Source organism: Halomonas sp. 5021 (assembly GCF_036663435.1).
In the GTDB taxonomy this organism is placed as follows: domain Bacteria; phylum Pseudomonadota; class Gammaproteobacteria; order Pseudomonadales; family Halomonadaceae; genus Vreelandella; species Vreelandella janggokensis.
The window spans coordinates 46,664-66,269 of record NZ_JAXOVU010000014.1; the positions used below are offsets into that span (position 1 = coordinate 46,664).

The 19,606-nt window shown below is 58.2% G+C and carries 18 protein-coding genes; 8 read left to right on the forward strand and 10 right to left on the reverse strand.

The window, feature by feature from the left end:
• Positions 1 to 43 precede the first annotated feature (43 nt).
• A complete protein-coding gene (locus R3F64_RS16860) occupies positions 44 to 319 on the reverse strand; it encodes an Lrp/AsnC family transcriptional regulator (protein ID WP_027338179.1) in 276 nt (91 codons plus the stop codon).
• A gap of 264 nt (positions 320 to 583) precedes the next feature.
• On the opposite strand from R3F64_RS16860, the gene R3F64_RS16865 reads away from it, so the two are divergent.
• Positions 584 to 898 carry a high-potential iron-sulfur protein gene (locus tag R3F64_RS16865; RefSeq protein ID WP_085919819.1) on the forward strand — a complete coding sequence of 105 codons (315 nt, stop codon included), beginning with the start codon at positions 584 to 586 and terminating at the stop codon, positions 896 to 898.
• 57 nt (positions 899 to 955) lie between these two features.
• Here the strand turns inward: R3F64_RS16865 and R3F64_RS16870 are convergent, their stop codons facing one another.
• The 5 genes from R3F64_RS16870 to R3F64_RS16890 all read right to left on the reverse strand — a co-directional run bounded on the left by R3F64_RS16870 (position 956) and on the right by R3F64_RS16890 (position 9,221).
• Positions 956 to 2,521, reverse strand: coding sequence for a SpoVR family protein (locus tag R3F64_RS16870; protein WP_085919820.1), 1,566 nt, complete (start codon positions 2,519 to 2,521; stop codon positions 956 to 958).
• Between the two features lie 21 nt (positions 2,522 to 2,542).
• Positions 2,543 to 3,832, reverse strand: coding sequence for a YeaH/YhbH family protein (locus R3F64_RS16875; protein WP_085919821.1), 1,290 nt, complete (start codon positions 3,830 to 3,832; stop codon positions 2,543 to 2,545).
• A gap of 25 nt (positions 3,833 to 3,857) precedes the next feature.
• A complete protein-coding gene (locus tag R3F64_RS16880) occupies positions 3,858 to 5,780 on the reverse strand; it encodes a PrkA family serine protein kinase (protein WP_085919822.1) in 1,923 nt (640 codons plus the stop codon).
• 236 nt (positions 5,781 to 6,016) lie between these two features.
• Positions 6,017 to 7,060 carry a threonine aldolase family protein gene (locus R3F64_RS16885; RefSeq protein WP_085919823.1) on the reverse strand — a complete coding sequence of 348 codons (1,044 nt, stop codon included), beginning with the start codon at positions 7,058 to 7,060 and terminating at the stop codon, positions 6,017 to 6,019.
• A gap of 139 nt (positions 7,061 to 7,199) precedes the next feature.
• Entirely contained in the window at positions 7,200 to 9,221 is a 2,022-nt protein-coding gene (locus tag R3F64_RS16890; RefSeq protein ID WP_199284895.1) for an NADPH-dependent 2,4-dienoyl-CoA reductase, read from the reverse strand.
• Positions 9,222 to 9,459: 238 nt separating this feature from the next.
• Between R3F64_RS16890 and R3F64_RS16895 the strand changes: the two genes are divergently transcribed.
• The 3 genes from R3F64_RS16895 to R3F64_RS16905 all read left to right on the forward strand — a co-directional run bounded on the left by R3F64_RS16895 (position 9,460) and on the right by R3F64_RS16905 (position 12,523).
• Positions 9,460 to 10,380, forward strand: coding sequence for a DMT family transporter (locus R3F64_RS16895; RefSeq protein WP_085919825.1), 921 nt, complete (start codon positions 9,460 to 9,462; stop codon positions 10,378 to 10,380).
• Between the two features lie 108 nt (positions 10,381 to 10,488).
• Positions 10,489 to 10,809, forward strand: coding sequence for a hypothetical protein (locus tag R3F64_RS16900; protein WP_199284894.1), 321 nt, complete (start codon positions 10,489 to 10,491; stop codon positions 10,807 to 10,809).
• Between the two features lie 145 nt (positions 10,810 to 10,954).
• Positions 10,955 to 12,523: a bifunctional GNAT family N-acetyltransferase/carbon-nitrogen hydrolase family protein gene (locus tag R3F64_RS16905; protein ID WP_085919827.1), complete on the forward strand. Its 1,569-nt coding sequence runs from the start codon at positions 10,955 to 10,957 to the stop codon at positions 12,521 to 12,523.
• 148 nt (positions 12,524 to 12,671) lie between these two features.
• Here R3F64_RS16905 and R3F64_RS16910 read toward each other — a convergent pair whose 3' ends face one another.
• Both R3F64_RS16910 and R3F64_RS16915 read right to left on the reverse strand, forming a co-directional pair.
• Positions 12,672 to 12,971 (reverse strand): MGMT family protein, encoded by a 300-nt coding sequence (locus tag R3F64_RS16910; protein WP_085919828.1) that lies wholly within the window; start codon positions 12,969 to 12,971, stop codon positions 12,672 to 12,674.
• Between the two features lie 15 nt (positions 12,972 to 12,986).
• Positions 12,987 to 13,850 (reverse strand): LysR substrate-binding domain-containing protein, encoded by an 864-nt coding sequence (locus R3F64_RS16915; protein ID WP_085919829.1) that lies wholly within the window; start codon positions 13,848 to 13,850, stop codon positions 12,987 to 12,989.
• Between the two features lie 115 nt (positions 13,851 to 13,965).
• Here R3F64_RS16915 and R3F64_RS16920 point away from each other — a divergent pair, with 115 nt between their 5' ends.
• Both R3F64_RS16920 and R3F64_RS16925 read left to right on the forward strand, forming a co-directional pair.
• On the forward strand, positions 13,966 to 15,138 hold the full coding sequence (locus R3F64_RS16920; protein WP_233337374.1) for a TauD/TfdA family dioxygenase: 1,173 nt from the start codon (positions 13,966 to 13,968) through the stop codon (positions 15,136 to 15,138).
• A gap of 97 nt (positions 15,139 to 15,235) precedes the next feature.
• Entirely contained in the window at positions 15,236 to 16,174 is a 939-nt protein-coding gene (locus R3F64_RS16925; RefSeq protein ID WP_085919830.1) for an ABC transporter substrate-binding protein, read from the forward strand.
• Positions 16,175 to 16,346: 172 nt separating this feature from the next.
• On the opposite strand, the gene R3F64_RS16930 is transcribed toward R3F64_RS16925, so the two are convergent.
• Complete coding sequence (locus R3F64_RS16930; RefSeq protein WP_085919831.1) at positions 16,347 to 16,775, reverse strand: secondary thiamine-phosphate synthase enzyme YjbQ; 429 nt, start codon at positions 16,773 to 16,775, stop codon at positions 16,347 to 16,349.
• 92 nt (positions 16,776 to 16,867) lie between these two features.
• Between R3F64_RS16930 and R3F64_RS16935 the strand changes: the two genes are divergently transcribed.
• Entirely contained in the window at positions 16,868 to 17,419 is a 552-nt protein-coding gene (locus R3F64_RS16935; RefSeq protein WP_199284893.1) for a lipocalin family protein, read from the forward strand.
• On the opposite strand, the gene R3F64_RS16940 is transcribed toward R3F64_RS16935, so the two are convergent.
• Positions 17,416 to 18,336, reverse strand: coding sequence for a LysR family transcriptional regulator (locus R3F64_RS16940; RefSeq protein WP_085919833.1), 921 nt, complete (start codon positions 18,334 to 18,336; stop codon positions 17,416 to 17,418). The two genes, R3F64_RS16935 and R3F64_RS16940, sit on opposite strands and share 4 nt — an antisense overlap.
• Positions 18,337 to 18,507: 171 nt before the next feature.
• Here R3F64_RS16940 and R3F64_RS16945 point away from each other — a divergent pair, with 171 nt between their 5' ends.
• Entirely contained in the window at positions 18,508 to 19,584 is a 1,077-nt protein-coding gene (locus tag R3F64_RS16945) for a tartrate dehydrogenase (protein WP_199284892.1), read from the forward strand.
• Positions 19,585 to 19,606: the final 22 nt, after the last annotated feature.

Sequence of the window (19,606 nt, forward strand, 5' to 3'; positions counted from 1 at the left end):
TCCCCTGACCCGCTAGATTCAGCCCCTGATCAAACAGGGCGCGTTACCAACCCAGTGAAAACATGGTTTCCAGATCGTGACGCGAGTGTACCTGCATGGCGTTGAGCGTTTCCGTGTCGCTGATGCCTTCTACGGCATTGAGTCGTTCGGTGACCAGGTCAGCCAGGCTCTCGAAGTCGCGAGTCCGTGCGATAGCCACCAGATCGTAGCGACCGCAGGTCGAATACACTTCGCTGATACCGTCGACGTCCGCCAGGCGCTCAGCGACGGCCTTGACCTGACCTTTCTCGGTATTGATTAGGATGACTGCGTTTTGCATCGCGCCCTCATGAACTGTGGGTGTTGGATATGGTCTGATAGGGGACGAGTATAACAGGGCCCTGGCAGTGGGCGTAGTGGTGCTAGAAATAGTCGTTCTCTCAGCGTGACCGATTGTCGCTGCCTTGTTCAGGTGATTCGCACTCCACGACGAGTTCCGCTAGCATCCAGATAGGCGCTGATTATATTCAGCGCTTTATAAAAAAAGCACTGTCAATAACAGACACCGTGACAATACGTCAGTCAATGACGACTAGGAGCAACCATGGCTAACCAAAGCCGACGTGCCTTCATGCGATCCAGCATACTCAGCCTTGCTGCCCTGCCGCTGGGCGCGGGTATCCTTTCCAAAACCGCCTTTGCACAAACATTGCCACGCCTGGACCCTTCGGCAAGCAATGCCCAGGCATTGAGCTACGTGGAGGATGCAGCGGATGCCAGCGATCACCCGGCCTACGAAGATGGCCAGCGGTGCGACAACTGCATGTTCTACTCCGCCGATAATCAGGGCTGCCAACTTTTCCCGGAAAACAGCGTTGAGCCAGGGGGCTGGTGCCAGTCCTGGGTTGCACAGGGCTAACAACCAAAATGGCAGAGACGCCATGCGCCTCTGCCATCCAGTCATGTTGGCTTGACGTCACTCTTCGCTTTGAGCGCTTTCTTCCACCGGCCAGCGGTAACGACGCGTGACGCGCCCCTCTTCCATGGAGATCAAGTGGACGGGGAACCCCCATAGCTTCTGCAAATGCCGAATCACCGGATATACGCTGCGTGCCAACGGGCGACGGCTGTCTTGCACATGGTGCAGTGTGAGTGAACGGTCACCTCGAATGGCCGCTTCCACGACCTGAATATTGGGCTCGCGCACCGATAGTGCATATTGCGTGGCCAGCGCATCACGCACTCGCCGGTAGCCCTGTTCGTTGTGAATGGCCGCCACCTCCAGCATTTCCTCCTGATCATCGTCGACCACCAGAAACAGCTTGTGATCGCGCATCACCTTGGGCGACAAAAACTGCTGGATAAATGATTCATCCTTGAAGTTACGCATCGCAAATTCAACCGTTTCGCGCCAGGGCGAGCCCGCCATATCCGGAAACCACCGACGATCCTCGTCAGTGGGCGCTTCGCAGATGCGCTTGATATCCATAAAAATGGCGAAGCCCAGGGCATAGGGGTTGATGCCGCTGTAGTAAGGGCTATCAAACCCGGGCTGGTTGATCACCGCCGCATGGGACTGTAAAAACTCGAGCATCACCCCTTCATCGACATTGCCATCGTCGTAAAGGCGATTCATCAAGGTATAGTGCCAGAAGCACGCCCAGCCTTCGTTCATTACCTGGGTTTGCCGCTGGGGATAAAAATACTGCGCCAGTTTACGCACAATACGCACGATTTCGCGCTGCCATGGGGCCAGCAGTGGCGCGTTCTTCTCGACAAAGTAGAGCAGGTTCTCCTGGGGTTCGGAGGGATAACGGCCGCCGCTATGCAGCCCAAGCGGGTCGTCTTCTTCAGGCGATAAACTGCCGGGCAGCGGCTCGACGCCTTCCGGACTGTCGGGGATCGTGCGCCACAGCAGGTTCACCTGGGTTTGCAGGTAGGCCTCGCGTTCGTCCTGACGCTTGGCTTCTTCTTCCGCCGAAATCGGCGACGGGCGCTTGTAACGGTCCACTCCATAGTTTTGCAGCGCATGGCAGGCATCCAACAACTGCTCGACCGCCTGAACACCATGGCGCTCCTCGCACCGGGCGATGTACTGACGGGCAAACACCAGATAATCGACGATGGACTCCGCATCGGTCCAGGTGCGAAACAGGTAGTTGCCCTTGAAGAAGGAGTTATGCCCGTAGCAGGCATGCGCCATGACCAGCACCTGCATCATCAGGGTATTTTCTTCCATCAGGTAGGCGATGCAGGGGTTGGAGTTGATGACCAGCTCATAGGCAAGCCCCATCTGGCCGCGCTTGTAGGCCTGTTCGACGGCCAGAAACTGCTTGCCGAACGACCAGTGGTGATAGCCTACCGGCATGCCGACGCTGGCATAGGCATCCATCATCTGCTCGGTGGTGATCACTTCAATCTGGTTGGGATAGGTATCCAGCCGGTATTCGTCGGCGAGCCGGGCAAGCTCGGCGTCAAAACGCTCGAGCACGTTGAAGTTCCAGTCAGAACCGGTCGCAATCGGCTTGCGGGTGGCATTCATGGCTCACTCCTCAACGGTCAGTCAGTGCTGCTGACTCAAGCGACGCTTGAACAGTTCACGGAAGACGGGGTAAATATCCCCAGCCTCGACTATCTGGCGCATGGCAAATTGTTCGGGAAAACGAGCGGCTACGGCCTCATATTCCTGCCAGAGCGACTGATGGTCGTGGGGGGTGATTTCCACATAGGCATAGTACTGGAGCTGCGGCATCAGCTGCTTGACCAGCAAGTCGCGGCACACGTTTGAATCATCATCCCAGTTGTCGCCGTCGGAGGCCTGTGCGACATACAGATTCCACTGCTCTGCCGGGTACCGCTTGTCGATGATCTTCTTGACCAGAGTAAGCGCACTGGACACGATGGTGCCGCCGGTTTCCCTCGAGTAGAAGAACTCCTCTTCGCTGACTTCCCGGGCGGCGGTGTGGTGGCGGACAAACACAAGCTCGACTTTCTCATAGTGTTTTTCCAGAAACAGATACAGCAGCAGGAAAAACCGCTTGGCGATGTCCTTGTGGTTCTGGGTCATCGAACCCGAAACATCCATGACACAGAACATCACCGCCTGGCTTGAGGGCTGTGGCTGAGCGGCCAGCTGGTGATAGCGCAGATCGTAGGTGTCGATGAACGGCACCGCTTCGATGCGTTTTTCCAGGCGCTCGATCTCGGCTTTCAGTTCAGTGATGCGAGCGGGGTTACGCAGCACCGGGTCTTTACGCTCCTCGGCCTCGAGTGCCTGCTGAGCTTCTCGCAGGGCGCGCTTGATAGGCGCGCGCATGGCGATACGCCGGGCATAGGCTTCACGCATCGAGCGGGTAATACTGATGCGCGAAGGCACCCCGTCCCTCGCCAGGCCTGCGCGCACCATCTTGATTTCCTGCAGCGACTTGAGCGGCTTTCGTTGAAGGTGAGGCAGTTCCAGCCCATCAAAGACAAATTCCAGAAACTCTTCACGACTCAGGGTGAAGGCAAATTCATCGGTGCCTTCCCCCTGATTGGAAGCGTTGCCTTCACCGGAGCCGCTGCCGCCGCCCTGTCCGGGCGGACGATGGATTTTATCGCCCGCCAGAAACTCCTTGTTGCCAGGCGAGACGATTTCACGCGCCCCGCCCGGTCCGTGCTGAAACACCGGCTCGGAGATATCCTTGGTGGGGATCGATACCTTCTCGCCCCGCTCCATGTCGGTGATCGAGCGGCGGTTGACGGCTTCTTCCACGGAACGCTTGATATGCTTGCGATAGCGCTCCAGAAAGCGTTGCCGATTGACCGCACTCTTGTGCTTGGCATTGGGCCTGCGATCGATGAAGTAGGTCATATGACCTCCTTTTTAAGCGCATCCGCTACTGGGACTTGCGTACGCGCAGGTACCACTCGGAGAGTAGCCGCACCTGTTTTTCGGTGTAGCCACGATCCACCATTCGCGCGACAAAGTCTTCGTGCTTTTTCTGATCCGACTTCGACGCCTTGGCATTGAAGGAGATCACCGGCAGCAGTTCTTCGGTGTTGGCGAACATCTTGTGTTCGATCACGCCTTTGAGCTTTTCATAAGACTGCCAGCTGGGGTTCATGCCGTTATTTTGCGCGCGGGCACGCAGCACGAAATTGACCACTTCATGGCGGAAGTCCTTGGGATTGGAGATACCCGCCGGTTTCTCGATTTTTTCCAGGTCTTCGTTGAGCGCCTGACGGTCGAACAGCTCACCGGTATCAGGGTCGCGGTATTCCTGATCCTGAATCCAGAAGTCTGCATAGGTGACATAGCGGTCAAAAATATTCTGCCCGTACTCGCTGTAGGACTCCAGGTAAGCGGTCTGGATTTCCTTGCCGATAAACTCGACGTAGCGCGGGGCCAGAAACTCCTTGATAAAGCCGATGTAGCGTTCGAATACTTCCGACGGCAGCTGTTCGCGCTCGAGTGCCTGTTCCAGCACGTAAAGCAAATGCACGGGGTTGGCCGCCGTTTCCGTGCCATCAAAGTTGAACACCTTGGAGAGAATCTTGAAGGCAAAGCGGGTTGATAGCCCCTGCATACCTTCATCCACCCCGGCGGCGTCGCGATATTCCTGAATCGACTTGGCTCGCGGGTCGGTATCCTTGAGATTTTCGCCATCGTAGACGCGCATCTTCGAGTAGATGCTTGAGTTTTCGGGCACTTTCAACCGCGAAAGCACCGAGAATTGCGCCAGCATGCGTAGCGTATCAGGCGCGCAGGGCGCGGCGTTAAGCGACGAGTCTTCGAGCAGTTTCTGGTAAATCTTGATTTCTTCGGTTACCCGCAGGCAGTAAGGCACCTTGACGATATACACCCGGTCAAGAAACGCCTCGTTGTTGCGGTTATTGCGGAATGCCTGCCACTCGGATTCGTTGGAGTGGGCCAGGATCACACCGTCGAAGGGGATCGCGCCCATGCCCTCGGTGGGGTTGTAGTTGCCTTCCTGGGTAGCGGTCAGCAGCGGGTGCAGCACCTTGATGGGTGCCTTGAACATCTCGACGAATTCCATCAACCCCTGGTTGGCACGGCACAGGCCACCGGAAAAGCTGTAGGCATCCGGATCATCCTGGGAATAAAGCTCCAGCTGGCGAATGTCGACCTTGCCGACCAGGGACGAAATATCCTGGTTGTTCTCATCACCGGGTTCGGTTTTGGAGATGGCGATCTGGTTAAGCCGTGACGGGTATAATCGCACGACCCGGAACTGGGAAATATCGCCACCATATTCTTTCAAACGCTTGGCCGCCCAGGGCGACATCACGCTTTTAAGGTAGCGTTGAGGAATGCCGTACTCTTTTTCGAGCAGCTCGCCGTCTTCTTCCGGCGAAAACAGGCCAAGCGGTGATTCGTACACCGGCGAGCCTTTAATGGCATAAAAAGGAATCCGTTCCATCAACAGTTTGAGGCGCTCCGCCAGCGACGATTTACCCCCGCCCACCGGCCCCAGCAGGTAGAGAATCTGTTTACGCTCTTCAAGCCCCTGGGCCGCATGTCGAAAGTAAGCCACGATCTGTTCGATGGCTTCTTCCATACCGTGGAACTCGGCGAACGCGGGATAGCGCCGAATGACTTTATTGGAAAAAATGCGCGAGAGACGCGAGTCCTTGGCGGTGTCGATGACCTCAGGCTCACCAATGGCTTCCAGCAGGCGCTCGGCCGCGCTGGCGTAGGCCTTGGAGTCGCGGCGACAAAGCGCCAGGTACTCCTCAAGGCTCATGTCTTCTTGCTGAACGCGGGCAAAACGGTCTTGAACGTGATCAAAGATGCTCATGGAACTCTCCTGTAGCCCATCCCCAGGCAGTCGCCAGCCAATCAACATCGGTGCGATATGCCGAACGAGGTGTCGCTTATCAGCATAGTCAGCATTAGCAAAATGTGATGACTCAAACTTCAACGCTGCGGCGTTAATATTATGAGCATAAGAGGGGAAGATTAGTTGCGTTGACAGGCCCAACGCACAGCGCCGCCAGAACGGCGGCGCCAGGGAATCCGTTAACGGGTATGGGTCTATTCAAGCACTTCCTGGATATCGTTCAGCAACTGGTCGAGTAATTCAACGGTGGTGTTCCAGGCGCAGACAAACCGTGCTCCGCCGGCGCCAATGAAGGTATAGAAGGTCCAGTCTCTGGCTTTCAACGCTTCGATGGCACGGGGCGGCAATTCAACGAAGACGCTGTTGGCCTGCGTCGGAAACATCAGCGACACGCCGGGCAACGCCTGCAGGCCGTCAGACAGGTAGCGCGCCATGGCATTGGCGTGCTGGGCATTGGTCAACCAGGCACCGCTTTCCAGCAATCCCAGCCAGGGCGCGGAGACAAAACGCATTTTGGACGCCAGTTGGCCTGCCTGTTTGCAGCGGTAGGAGAAATCTTCGGCCAGCTCCCGGTTGAAGAACAGAATCGCCTCACCGAACGCTAAGCCGTTTTTGGTACCCGAGAAACACAGCGCATCGACACCCACCTGCCAGGTCAGCTCGGCCGGGGTGGCGTCCAGACTGGCGCAGGCGTTGGCAAAGCGGGCGCCGTCCATATGCAGGCGCAGGTCGTACTTATCCGCCATGGCGCGAATGGCCAGAAGCTCCTCCCGGGAATAGACCGTGCCGACTTCAGTGGCCTGGGTCAGCGAAATGACCTTGGGTTTTGGGTAGTGAATATCGCTGCGCTTGGTGACCAGCGCTTCAATGCCTTCCGGGGTCAACTTGCCGTTGGCACCCGGCGACGTCAGCAGCTTGGCACCGTTGGAAAAGAACTCGGGGCCACCGCATTCGTCGGTTTCAATGTGGGCCAGCTCGTGGCAGATCACACTGTGGTAGCTACGCCCCATCGCGGAGAGGGCCAGTGAATTGGCAGCGGTACCGTTGAAGACAAAAAAGACGTCACAGTCGAAGTCGAACATGTCGCGAAAACGATCGGCGGCGCGGGCTGTCCAGCGGTCGTTGCCGTAGGCTAGATCATCGGCTTGATTGGCTTCCAGCAGATACTCCATGGCTTCCGGGCAAATACCGGAGGTATTATCACTGGCCAAAAATCGTGGGGTACACTCCGAGGTCATGGCGATAGTCCTTGTGGCGAGTCCTTGTGGATAGACCTTTATCTGACAGTCAAACGACGCAGGCTGGGTGCCACCTGCATCGTCATCACCCGCCAGGTTGGCTAACGGGTGGGGTAAACAGTCTATCGCCATTTCAACGTTATAAGGAAGCCGCCAGGCGGGTGCCCTGATCAATGGCGCGTTTGGCATCGAGCTCGGCGGCTTCATCGGCGCCGCCGATCACGTGCACGCGGTGCCCCGACTGCTCCAGCGGCACGATCAAATCGCGCACCGACTCCTGGCCAGCACAGACCACGATGGAAGCAACGTCGAGCACCTGGTTCTGCCCTTCTTGGCGGATGTGTAGACCGTCGTCGTCGATCTTGAGGTACTCACAGCCGGTGAGGGTTTTGACGCCGCGCTGTTTAAGCGACGCGCGATGCACCCAACCGGTGGTCTTGCCCAGGTATTTGCCCGGCTTGGAAGTTTTACGCTGGAGCATGACGATCTCTCTTGGCGACGCGGGCGGCGCGGGTGCTTTCAAGCCCCCCCTTGCGTCCATCGCCAGATCCACCCCCCATTCGTCACACCATGCAGCCAGATCGAGCGTCGGATGCGCCTGATGCGCCAACAGCTCGGACACATCAAAGCCGATACCGCCCGCCCCAATCACCGCGACGGTTGAGCCAACGCGCTCAGGGCGTTCAATCGCTTCAGCATAGCTCAGCACCTTGGGATGGTCGGCACCGGGCAGCGTCAGTTCACGGGGCATGACGCCGGTGGCAATCACCACGTCATCGAAGTCCGTTAACGCGTCGACCGTGGCGTCGGTGTTCAAGCGAACCTCCACGGCATGCTTTTCCAGCATCACGCGGTAGTAACGCAGCGTTTCGTTGAACTCCTCTTTGCCGGGGATCTTGCGGGCGTAATTGAACTGCCCGCCGAGCTCGCCACGACGTTCAAACAGCACGACGGCATGGCCGCGGCGAGCCGCCTCCACGGCTGTCGCCAGGCCCGCCGGGCCGCCGCCGACCACCGCGACCCGCTTCGCCGTGCGGGCAGGCTCAAGCGTCAGTTCGGTTTCATGGCAGGCGCGAGGATTCACCAGGCAGGAGGTCAGCTTGCCCGCAAAGGTGTGATCCAGACAGGCCTGATTGCAGGCGATACAGGTGTTGATCTCGTCGGCCAGCCCCGCTTCGGCCTTGCGTACCCATTCCGGGTCGGCAAGAAACGGCCGCGCCATCGAAACCATGTCCGCATGCCCTTCGGCGAGCACCCGCTCTGCCACCTCCGGCATGTTGATGCGATTGGTAGTGATCAGCGGAATCGAAAGCGCCCCCTTCATTCGCCTGGTCACTTCGCTGAACGCCGCCCGGGGAACGCTGGTGACAATGGTCGGCACCCGGGCCTCGTGCCAGCCAATGCCGGTATTGATCACGTCGGCACCGGCAGCTTCAATGGCTTTTCCCAGGGCAACGACTTCTTCCCAGGAGCTGCCCTCCTCCACCAGGTCAATCATCGACAGGCGGAAAATCACCAGGCACCGCTCACCCACGGCGGCGCGGATGCGTTTGACGATTTCGATGGGAAAGCGGATCCGCCGCTCAAAGTCACCGCCCCATTCGTCGTCGCGCTGATTGGTGCGCTGGCAGATAAACTGATTGATCAGATAGCCCTCGGAGCCCATCACCTCAACGCCATCGTAGCCCGCCTGCTGGGCGAGATTGGCACAGCGCACGTAGTCGGCAATTTGCTGCTCGACCTCATCGCTGGTCAGCGCGCGCGGTGTAAAGGGATTGATCGGGGCCTGGATCGCCGATGGCGCGACCAGTTCAGGGGAGTACGCATAGCGGCCGGCATGCAGAATCTGCATGCAGAGATGCCCTCCCTCCGCATGAACGGCGTCGACGACATGACGGTGCTCCGCCAACTGCGATGTTTCGGTCAGCGCATTCGCCCCCTGAAATACCGCGCCCTCGGCATTGGGGGCAATGCCCCCGGTCACGATCAGGCCAACCCCGGCACGCGCACGCTCGGCGTAAAACGCGGCCAAGCGCTCAAAGCCATTGGGCGCTTCTTCCAGGTTGGTGTGCATGGAGCCCATCAATACCCGATTTGGCAGCGTTAAATGCCCCAGTCTGATCGGACGGAAAAGATGCGGATAGGCAGGCGCACGAGTCATCACGGTTCTCCAGAGGGTTATTTGATGATTATTCAAACAAGCGTATGACATCCTGCCCGTCACGTACAGCCCCGGTCCTGATAACAAGCCCTGATAACAAGTCTTGCTGGCAAGGCCTGATGGTAGGCTCTGATGACAGGTTCTGGTGATAGGCTCAGGTGAAAGGGCCTTGCCCACTCAGCAAAAGGGCGTCACATTACCCGGCTAACGATAAGGGACTGTTTTAAGGGAATGTGCTATGCCATTGATGTATTTTTTAGCGCCGCTGACCACTGTGCTGATCTGGTCGGGCAACATGACCATCAACCAGCTCACCGTGGGCGCCATTGCACCGAGCAGCATCGCGTTTTTGCGCTGGCTGCTGGCACTGGTGGTGATGACGCCTTTTGTGCTGCCCGCTGCCATACGCCACCGTGAGGAAATCCGCCGCCACTGGCCAAAACTGGCTTTGTTGGGGCTTCTGGGCATGGGCCTTTGGCAAGGCTTGGCCTATGTCGCCGCGGAAACCACCAGCGCCACCAACATGGGCATACTGGCGGCAATGGTGCCACTGCTGACCGTGCTGTTGAGCGCATTGATTCTACGCGAGCCGCCGACCCGTGGAGGTGTGGCAGGCGGGATCCTGGCGTTTATCGGCGTGACCGTCCTGCTGGGTCGCGGCAACCCGCTTTCGCTGCTACAGCTGGAGGTCGTCTATGGTGACGCACTGATGGTGGTAGCAGCCACCTGCTATGCGCTTTACGGCGTCATGCTCAAGCGCTGGTCGATGAAGTTGCCACCCTGGGTCATGCTTTACGCCCAGGTGTGCTTTGCCGTGCTGTTACTGCTGCCACCTTACTTGATGGGGCCAATGACGCCGGTGGATAGCCAAAACATTGGACTCATCCTCTACGCGGGTATTCCCGCATCGATCATCACCACCTTTTTATGGATGCGTGCCGTCCGCCAAATAGGCGCCAGCCAGGCGAGTATTTTCATCAACCTGATGCCACTTTTCAGCGCCCTCATCGCCATGGCGTTTCTGGGCGAGCAGGTGGCGGGCTTCCACTTTATCGGTGGCCTGCTGATACTGGCGGGCGTCATCATGGCGCAAACGTTGACCCAGCCCTTGGCCCAAGGCTTTAAGAGAGAAGGTGCTGCCATACGTAAACGCAGCTAATGAAATTCATACTTGTAAAAAAAAATATCCCTACTAAACTTGTACGTACATTCATTGAAAAAACATCTTTGGATGATAAAGCACTCAACCAGATCATAAGGATTTGCCATGAAAAACGTAATTAGGACAGTCGCGCTGGTAGGTACATTTGGCTTGATGTCAGGAATGGCATTCGCCGAACATCATGAAGACATGAAAGATCATGAAATGAACGAAGCGGAAGCAAGCGTCGATTCCGCCAATGATCCTTCTGACGGTCAGTCCGAACCAGATGCAATGATGTCTGATGACGCCGTAGTAGAAGATGAGAATATCACAGAGAGTGCCAACGACCCGGATGACGGTACGACAGAGCCTGAGGGACAGTTGGAAGACGGTGAAGTCGCTGAAGACAACGGTGTCGACTCGGCAAACGACCCCGAAGATTGATCACCCACTCTTGTCACCTTGTAAAAGCCCCGGCGTCTAGCCGGGGTTTTTTGTTGGCGCCGAGCGACAAAGGTAGAGCCATTGTCACAGCTCATCGATCGAGAGTGTTATCATGACACGATGGTTTTCACACAAAGGGTAATGCATGTCCCTAGAAGAACTGCACCTTAATCTCCGCAACCTGACAAGCGATGACTATGAACAGCTGAAGTCATTGATGGATGCGGTGTATCACGATATCGGGGGTGCCTGGCCGAAGCTTACGATCGATAAACTGATCCAGGAGTTTCCTGATGGCCAGATCGCTATCGAGGACGACGGAATCCTGGTTGGCGTGGCGCTGACCGTTCAGGTGGATTACGACGAGTTTTCCAACCCGCACAAGTACGACGACCTGATCGGCCATCGTGAAATCATCCGCAATGATCAGGATGGCGATGCCATGTACGGCCTGGATGTGCTGATTCATCCCGACTATCGCGGCTACCGCCTGGGCCGCCGCCTTTACGAGGCGCGCAAGGAACTGTGCCGTTCGCATAACCTGCGTGCCATTCTGGCGGGTGGGCGAATTCCCGAATACCACCAGCATTCCGATGAGTTGTCCCCGGCCCAGTACATCGACAAAGTATCGCGTAAAGAGATTTACGACCCGATTCTGTCGTTCCAGTTGGCTAACGACTTCCAGGTCAAGCGCCTGCTGCGCAAATACCTGCCGGAAGACGAGCAGTCCCGGGGCTACGCCACGCTGCTTGAGTGGAACAATATTCTCTTCGAGCCCGCGGAAAGCGTGCTGGACACCCGTCCGACACAAGTGCGTGTGGGGGCAGTGCAATGGCAGATGCGCGAGTTCTCTTCCGTGGAAGCCGCATTACAGCAGATCGAGTACTTTGTGGACGCGCTGTCGGATTACCAAAGTGACTTTGCTGTCTTCCCCGAGCTGTTCAACGCGCCGCTGATGGGGCTGCAGGACCGTGAAGCCCAGCAGGACCAGATGGGCGCGATTCGCTTTCTGGCGGGCTTTACCGAGCGTTTTGTCGCCGAGCTGTCGCGGATGGCGGTGTCCTACAACATCAATATTATCGGCGGCTCGATGATCGAGGCCGGCGAGGATGACCGGCTGTATAACATCACCTACCTGCTTCACCGCGATGGCAGCATCGAGAAGCAGTCGAAACTGCATATCACGCCCCAAGAGCGACGCGACTGGGTCATCGAAGGCGGTGACGATCTGCAGGTGTTCGATACCGACGCAGGCCGTGTAGGCATTCTGATCTGCTACGACGTGGAGTTCCCTGAACTGGGCCGCCTGCTGGCTGATCAGGACATGGACATTCTGTTTGTGCCTTTCTGGACCGACACCAAGAACGGCTACCTGCGGGTGCGCCATTGCGCCCAGGCGCGCGCCATCGAAAACGAGTGCTACGTGGTGCTGTGCGGCAGCGTCGGCAACCTGCCGTCGATCGAGAACCTGGACATCCAGTACGCACAGTCGGCGGTGTTCTCGCCGTCCGACTTTGCCTTCCCCCACGACGCGGTGCTGGCGGAAACCACGCCCAATACCGAGATGATCTTCTTCTCGGACCTGGACCTGACTCGCCTGACCGTGGTGCGCGCCGAAGGCTCGGTGACCAACCTGAAAGACCGCCGCAAGGATCTCTTCGACCTTCGCTGGCGCGACTGGTCCTGGAAGTCAGGCGCCAATCTCGATGACTGATTTGAAGTCAGCTTAAGCTTCAAGCACTCCGTAGGATCGGAATCAGCTCGAAGCGGGGGTTATTCGCCCACGGATGGCGAATGTAGCGCCCAGGGATGGGCTCACAGCGCCCCCGCGGAGGGCTGTTCCGATCCGGGCGACTGCCTGATCAATCAGGCCAGACAAGGTGCGCAGGGACGCGCCCCTTGGCATCAAACGCGACGCCTTCATCGCGTAGTTTTTGATGCTGGCGGGCCGCGCCGCCGTGGTCGGCCAGTTTCAACGATGCGGCAATGACCCGGTGCCAGGGCAACTGGTGACCGTCCGGCAAGTGGCGCATGGCAGACCCCACCATGCGTGGGGTCGCCCCTTCGGTCATTGCCGCAATCCGCCCGTAGGTCGTGACCCGCCCCGCCGGTATCTGATCGACAATGGTATAGATCTGTTCGAGTAGTTCGGGCCGGGGCATCGTTTGACTCTCCTGCTAAATCGCTTTTATCAACCACTGCCATACCGTTTCAGCGTCTTCGCTCACGATACGACGGCTGGGCCTTACGAGCCAGAAACGCTCCTCACTTGGCACGCTGACCGAAAACGGTGCCACGAGATCATCGCGCTGCTCGAGCAGGCGACGATGCGTCAGCGCAACACCGCCTCCCTGGCTTGCCAGCGCCAGCGTCATGACCTGATTATCGCAGGTCAGCGCGTGGCACTGTGCCTCCACATGTGACACCCCCGCCGTCTGCAACCAGCCAGGCCAGCCAACCCCAAAGCCCACTGCGTGGAGCAGGGTGTGCCCGGCCAGGTCGCTCGGCGCGCCGAGCGTTGCAGCGATAGCGGGGGTACAGACGGGCAATAGCTGCTCGTCGCCTAGCGGGTACATCTCGACGCCGCTCCAGTCCCCCCGCCCATAGCGAATTTCGATATCGGCGCCCTCCGGGCCAAAATCATCGGGCCAGATGGCGCTGACCAGACGCAGCGATAGCTTGGGATGCCGGTGATGCAGCTGAATCAGCCTCGGCGCCAGCCACACCTGCTGAATGACCGGTGTGGCGCGCAGGGTGACCGGCTGCTCGAGGGTCATGCCGAACACTTCCGAGGTGCCCTCGCTGATCCGCGCGAAGGCATCGTGAATACTCGGCAGCCAGGCCTGCCCGGCGGGCGTAAGGGTCAGGCTTCGGGCATGCCTGACGAACAGCTTCTGCCCCAGACGATCCTCCAGCAGTCGAATGCGCTGACTGATCGCCGCCTGGGTCACCCCCAGCTCGTTACCGGCAGCGGTAAAGCTGAGCGTTCGGGCGGCGGATTCAAAGGCCTGTAGCCATAGTAACGGCGGCAATGCACTCATGGGAAAGCAACCTATAAGCTGAACGGGGTCTCAGGGGTCAGATTAATCGTTTGTCACTGCCAATGCGACTGCGCATCCTAGATGGGCGTTATTTAGTCAATGCCGGGAGGAAGTGATGAACAGTGCCGTTTTCGCTGAAGAGCAATACCAAGCGCCGCAAATGGGCGAACTAGCCCCCTACCAGGACGGTCCATCACTAACTGAGGCAGTGCCCACCGATGAAGGCATCCGCCTTACATGGCAGGATGGCCAGCACACCATGCTACCGCTACTTTGGCTGCGCGACCATTGCGCCTGCCCTGCCTGTCGGCACCCGCAAACCCGCGAGCGCTTGTACCTGCCGCTTGAGGATATCAGTGAAACGCCAGCAATCGAACTTGCGGGTGGACATCTCTACCTGACCTGGCAGGATGGCCACGAAAGTGCCTTCCACAGCGGATGGCTTTACCAGCGCCGCCCGGAAGCCGAGATCCCCACGGCCGTTCCATCGCTGACCCCCTGGCGGGATCAGTTCACCCCTGAGCGCATCCCCCATGCCGATTTCCTGACGCCCGACGGCGAAAAAGCCTGGCTGACGGCCATGTTGCGCGATGGTCTGGCGCTGATCACTGAAGGCCCGCTGGTTGAGGAAGAAGTCAGCCGCCTGGCGGAGCGTATCGGCCCCCAGCGTGCCACCAACTTTGGCTCGCGCTTTGATGTCCGCTCAAAGCCCAACCCCAACAATGCCGCCTACACCGCCGTCGGCCTGCCGCTGCACATCGACCTGCCCAACTGGCGTCAGCCGCCGGATATTCAACTGCTCTACTGCCTGCAGAACGAGGCGAGTGGCGGTCAATCGCTGTTTGCCGATGGCGCACGGGTGGTCAACGCATTACGCCAACAGAATCCGGAAGCCCTGAAGATTCTGAGCGAAACCGCGATCGATTTTCGCTTTCAGGACGACACGCACGACATTTCAGTGCGTGAGCCGGTCATCAAGCTCGACGCTGACGGCAACCTCATCGAAATGCGCCTCAACAACTGGATTCGCGACACGCTGCACCTGCCGGCGCCCAAGATGGCCGCCTGGTACCGCGCCTACCGCGTTCTATGGCAGTTGTTTCACAGCGAGGCGCACCAGATCGAGTTCACCCTACTACCCGGCCAGATGGTGGCGTTCGATAACCGCCGTGTCCTCCATGGACGGCGCGAATTCGACCCCAACAGCGGCGCACGTCACTTGCAGGGCACCTATCTAGACCGTGACATGCTCGCTTCCAAGCTTCGTGTTCTGGCGCGTACTGCATGAAACAGTTCATGAAATAGCGCGTGAGAAAGCGCATGAAAAGATGCATGAGAAGCACATGACGAGCATGCATTGACAATAAACCAAGCAAGGAGATCGTATGACACATCTGAAACCTCTCGCCTCGGGCATTGCCTTTGCCAGTGCAGCGCTGTTTGCTTCAGCAGCCCACGCCGATGACCAGACCCTCGACTTTGGCGTGCCTGCCTGGCCAGGCATTACCGTCAAGACCGCCATCGCCGAGCAGCTGCTCAACCCGCTAGGCTACGAGACCACGACCCAGGAAATCGGCCTGCAGGTGATTTACCAGGGTATTGAAAGCGGCGATATCGATGCCTTCCTGGGTGCCTGGCTGCCGGCTCAGCGTGAGATGTTCAACCCGCGCAAGGAGTCCGGCGTACTGGTCGATGTAGCCAACAACGTCGATGGCGCGCAAATGACCCTGGCCGTGCCGGAATACCTTTATGAAGACGGCCTGCAAAGCTTCGCCGATCTGGATGATTACCGTGACCAGTTGAATGGCGAAATTCATGGCTTTGGTGCCGGTTCAGCGGCCAGCGAAATCCTCAACAACGCCATTGATAACGACACCTGGGGACTCGGCGACTGGCAATTGGTCGACACCAGCGAAGTCGCGATGCTCTCCGCCGCCCGCGATTCGATCTCTCGTGAAGAGCCCATCGTATGGGTTGGCTGGACACCGCACTGGATGAACCTTGAGTTACCAATGCGCTATCTCGACGACGAGAAAGACCTGTTCGGCGAGAACAATGGTGAAAGCGAAGTGCTCACGCTGATGCGTTCCGGCTACGCCGACGCCAACCCCAATGTCGTGACGTTCTTTGAACAGTTCACCTTCAGCGCCGAAGAACAGAGCTGGATGATCCAGCAGTTCGGCCAGGAAGAGCGTGAACTGGACGGTGTCGCCGAGCAGTGGATCAACGAAAACGCCGAACGGGTGGAAGCCATGCTCGCCGACGTGACCACCACCGACGGCGACCCCGCCTGGCCGGTTATCGAGAGCCAGCTTAACGAGTAACAAGCGCCGTTAACGTTGTCGAGGGAGCTACTTTTCCATCTGGTTTTCCATATGACCGCCATGGAGGGCGGGGATGCCGGAGTCGCCGGGAGTATTTCCCGGCCCTGGAAAAAGCCCCTCGCTTCAACCTGCCCCAGCACCCCGTTATTGAGTCTTTGTAAAAGGCGACTGATTAGGGGTCAGCTTTCCCGGTAAGTGTCGCCATGACGCGTCGCTGGCCGCCCTGCTCGCGATGTTCGCCGAGCCAAACCCCCTGCCATGTTCCCAGCACCAAGCGGCTATCACGCACCGCCAGTGTCAATTGAGTTCCCAACAGGCTTGCCATGACATGGGCAGGCATGTCATCCGGGCCTTCCAGCGTATGACGGAAATAATCCAACCCCTCCGGCACCAATCGACGCATGAAGGCGTCCATATCATGGCGAACATCCGGGTCGCTATTTTCATTGAGCGTCAGCGAGGCCGAGGTATGCAGTAGCTGCAGGTGCAAAACGCCCATCTCACATTCCGCCAGCCAGGGTAGAGCCTCGACCAGCTCGTGGGTGATAAGATGAAAGCCCCGTGGCCGCTCGGTTAGGTGAATTTCATCCTGATGCCACATAACCATCGCCTTAACATAATGAGTGAGTCACGCTATTCATTGTTATGGGCGACGCCCGGATTAGCAACCACCCGTCACCTCAGGAGCAGACAATGTTAAAACCATGGAAGGTGTTAAAACCATGGAAGGTCGTCCTTGGCAGTGCTGCCATTGCCGGTTGTACCGGCATTCCCGACGGTACTCAGCCCGTTACCGGCTTTGAGCTGGACCGCTACCTGGGCCAGTGGTATGAAATCGCCCGGCTGGATCATTCCTTCGAGGAAGGACTTCAATGCGTGACGGCGACTTACAGCCTTCGCGAGGATGACGGCGTCCGAGTGATCAACCGCGGCTACAACCCGGAGGAACAGGCCTGGGATGAAGCCGAAGGGCGCGCTTACTTTATCGACGATGACGATATCGGACGACTGAAAGTCAGTTTCTTTGGCCCCTTCTACGGCGGTTACAACATTCTGGCGCTGGATGATGACTACCAGTGGGCACTGGTATCAGGCCCCAACCGTGATTACCTTTGGATTCTTTCGCGGACGCCGGACATGGACAGCGAGCTGGAAAACCGCCTGCGCGAGCGGGCGGCCGAGCTGGATTTTCCAACCGACGAACTGATTGATGTCGCCCATGGAGAAATATGCCCCGAGCGCTAAAGCGGCATGGCAGGCACGCGCATGGCCATTTCTTCCTGAAGGTAATCGATAAAGGCACTGATGCGCCTGGGTATATGACGACGATGCTCAAATAGCGCGTAGAAATCCGCACGCACGCCTTGCCAGCCGGGTAACAACGGCACCAGCGCGCCACTGGCAAGGTGCTCGTTGACATCCCACCAGGAACGCAGCATCACCCCATGACCTTCGAGCGCCAGGCGGGTCACCACCTCGCCGTCATTACTGGCAAGTCGACCGCTGACTTTTACCGATTGAACATTGGCTGGCGAGCCGCAGCGCTCGAACCTCCACACTGGAAAATCACTGTCGTTTTCACGGATGACCAGACAGCTATGCTGCGCCAGATCGGCAGGCGTGGTTAACGCAGGCATCCGTTCGAGGTAGCCGGGCGATGCGCAAAGCACGCGACGATTGACCAGGATTCGCCTGGCCACCAGGCGGGAGTCCGGCGGCTCGCCGATGCGCACCCCCACATCAAAACCGTGGTCGCTTAGATTCAGCGGAAAATTGGTCAATTCCAGCCAGCTTTCAATCGCCGGGTTCTCGACACAAAAGCCGGACAGCAACGGCGCGACATGTCGCCTGCCAAAACCAAAGGTGGCGTTTACCCGCAATCGCCCGCCAAGTGCCTGGCTGAACGAATCCCCGAGGCCATTTTCCAGCTCGTCGAGCTCTTCAAGAATCAGTCCCCCTCGGGCCAGATAGTGCTCACCCTCAGCCGTCAGTGTCAGGCGCCGCGTGGTTCGCGCCGCCAGCATCACGCCCAGCCGGGCTTCCAGCTGTTTTAGCCGCTTGCTGACCGCCGAGAGCGAGAGACCCAACTCCCGCGCGGTAGCGGTCAAACTACCAGCCCGCGCCAACTGCTGAAAAAATGCCAAATCATCCAGGGGAGTCACTGATTCTTTACCTCAAGGCAACAATAGCTTGCATCATAGACTAATTATCTTCTTTGCTATAGGGACTACACTCACCTTACAACGACACGCTACCGCATCGCTCATTGTGCATAGCTCATAGTAAATAGCTCTAGTAAATAGCTCATTGCGCCTACCTAAACAGGAGTCACCATGGCCCACCGTATTGCAGTGATTGCCGGCGACGGCATTGGCACCGAAGTCATGCCCGAAGGCATCCGTGCGCTGGAAGCTGCCGCCAAGCGTTTTAACATCCCGCTGGAATTCACCACCTTTGAGTTCGGCAGCTGCGACTACTATCTGGAACACGGAAGCATGTTGCCGGATGACTGGTTCGAGCAGCTGAAAGGCTTCGACGCCTTGTTTTATGGCGCGGTGGGCTGGCCCGACAAGGTGCCCGACCATATTTCCCTGTGGGGCTCGCTGTTGCAGTTCCGTCGCCGCTTTGATCAGTACATCAACCTGCGCCCGTGCAAGCTGATGCCCGGCATCAAAAGTCCGTTGGCAGGCCGCGAGCCCGGCGATATCGATTTTTACGTCGTGCGCGAAAACACCGAGGGCGAGTACTCGAGCATCGGCGGCAAAATGTTTGAGGGCACCGAGCGCGAAATCGTCCTTCAGGAAACGGTGATGAGCCGCACCGGCATTGACCGGGTCCTCAAGTACGCCTTTGACCTGGCGCAGACCCGCCCGCGTAAAAAGCTGACCTCAGCCACCAAGTCCAACGGCATCTCGATCACCATGCCCTACTGGGATGAGCGCGTGGCGGAGATGGCCAACAGCTATCCAGAGATCGCCGTGGATAAATTCCATATCGATATCCTGACTGCCAACTTTGTGCTGCACCCGGACTGGTTCGACGTGGTGGTGGGCAGCAACCTGTTCGGCGATATTCTTTCCGATTTAGGCCCCGCCTGTACCGGCACTATCGGCATTGCGCCCTCGGCCAACATCAACCCGGAAGGCAACTTCCCCAGTCTGTTTGAGCCGGTTCACGGCAGCGCACCGGATATTGCCGGCAAGGGCATCGCCAATCCCATCGGCCAGATCTGGTCCGGCGCCATGATGCTCGAACACCTGGGTTATCAAGAAGCCGGGGAAGCAATGGTCACGGCCATTGAAGCCGTACTGAGTGACGGCAATAGCCAAGCGCTCACCCGCGATATCGGCGGACAAGGCAGCACGGAAAGCCTGGGCAAGGCCATTGCCGAGCGAATTGGCGCGCACTGACGTCGTCTTGATCACTCATTAG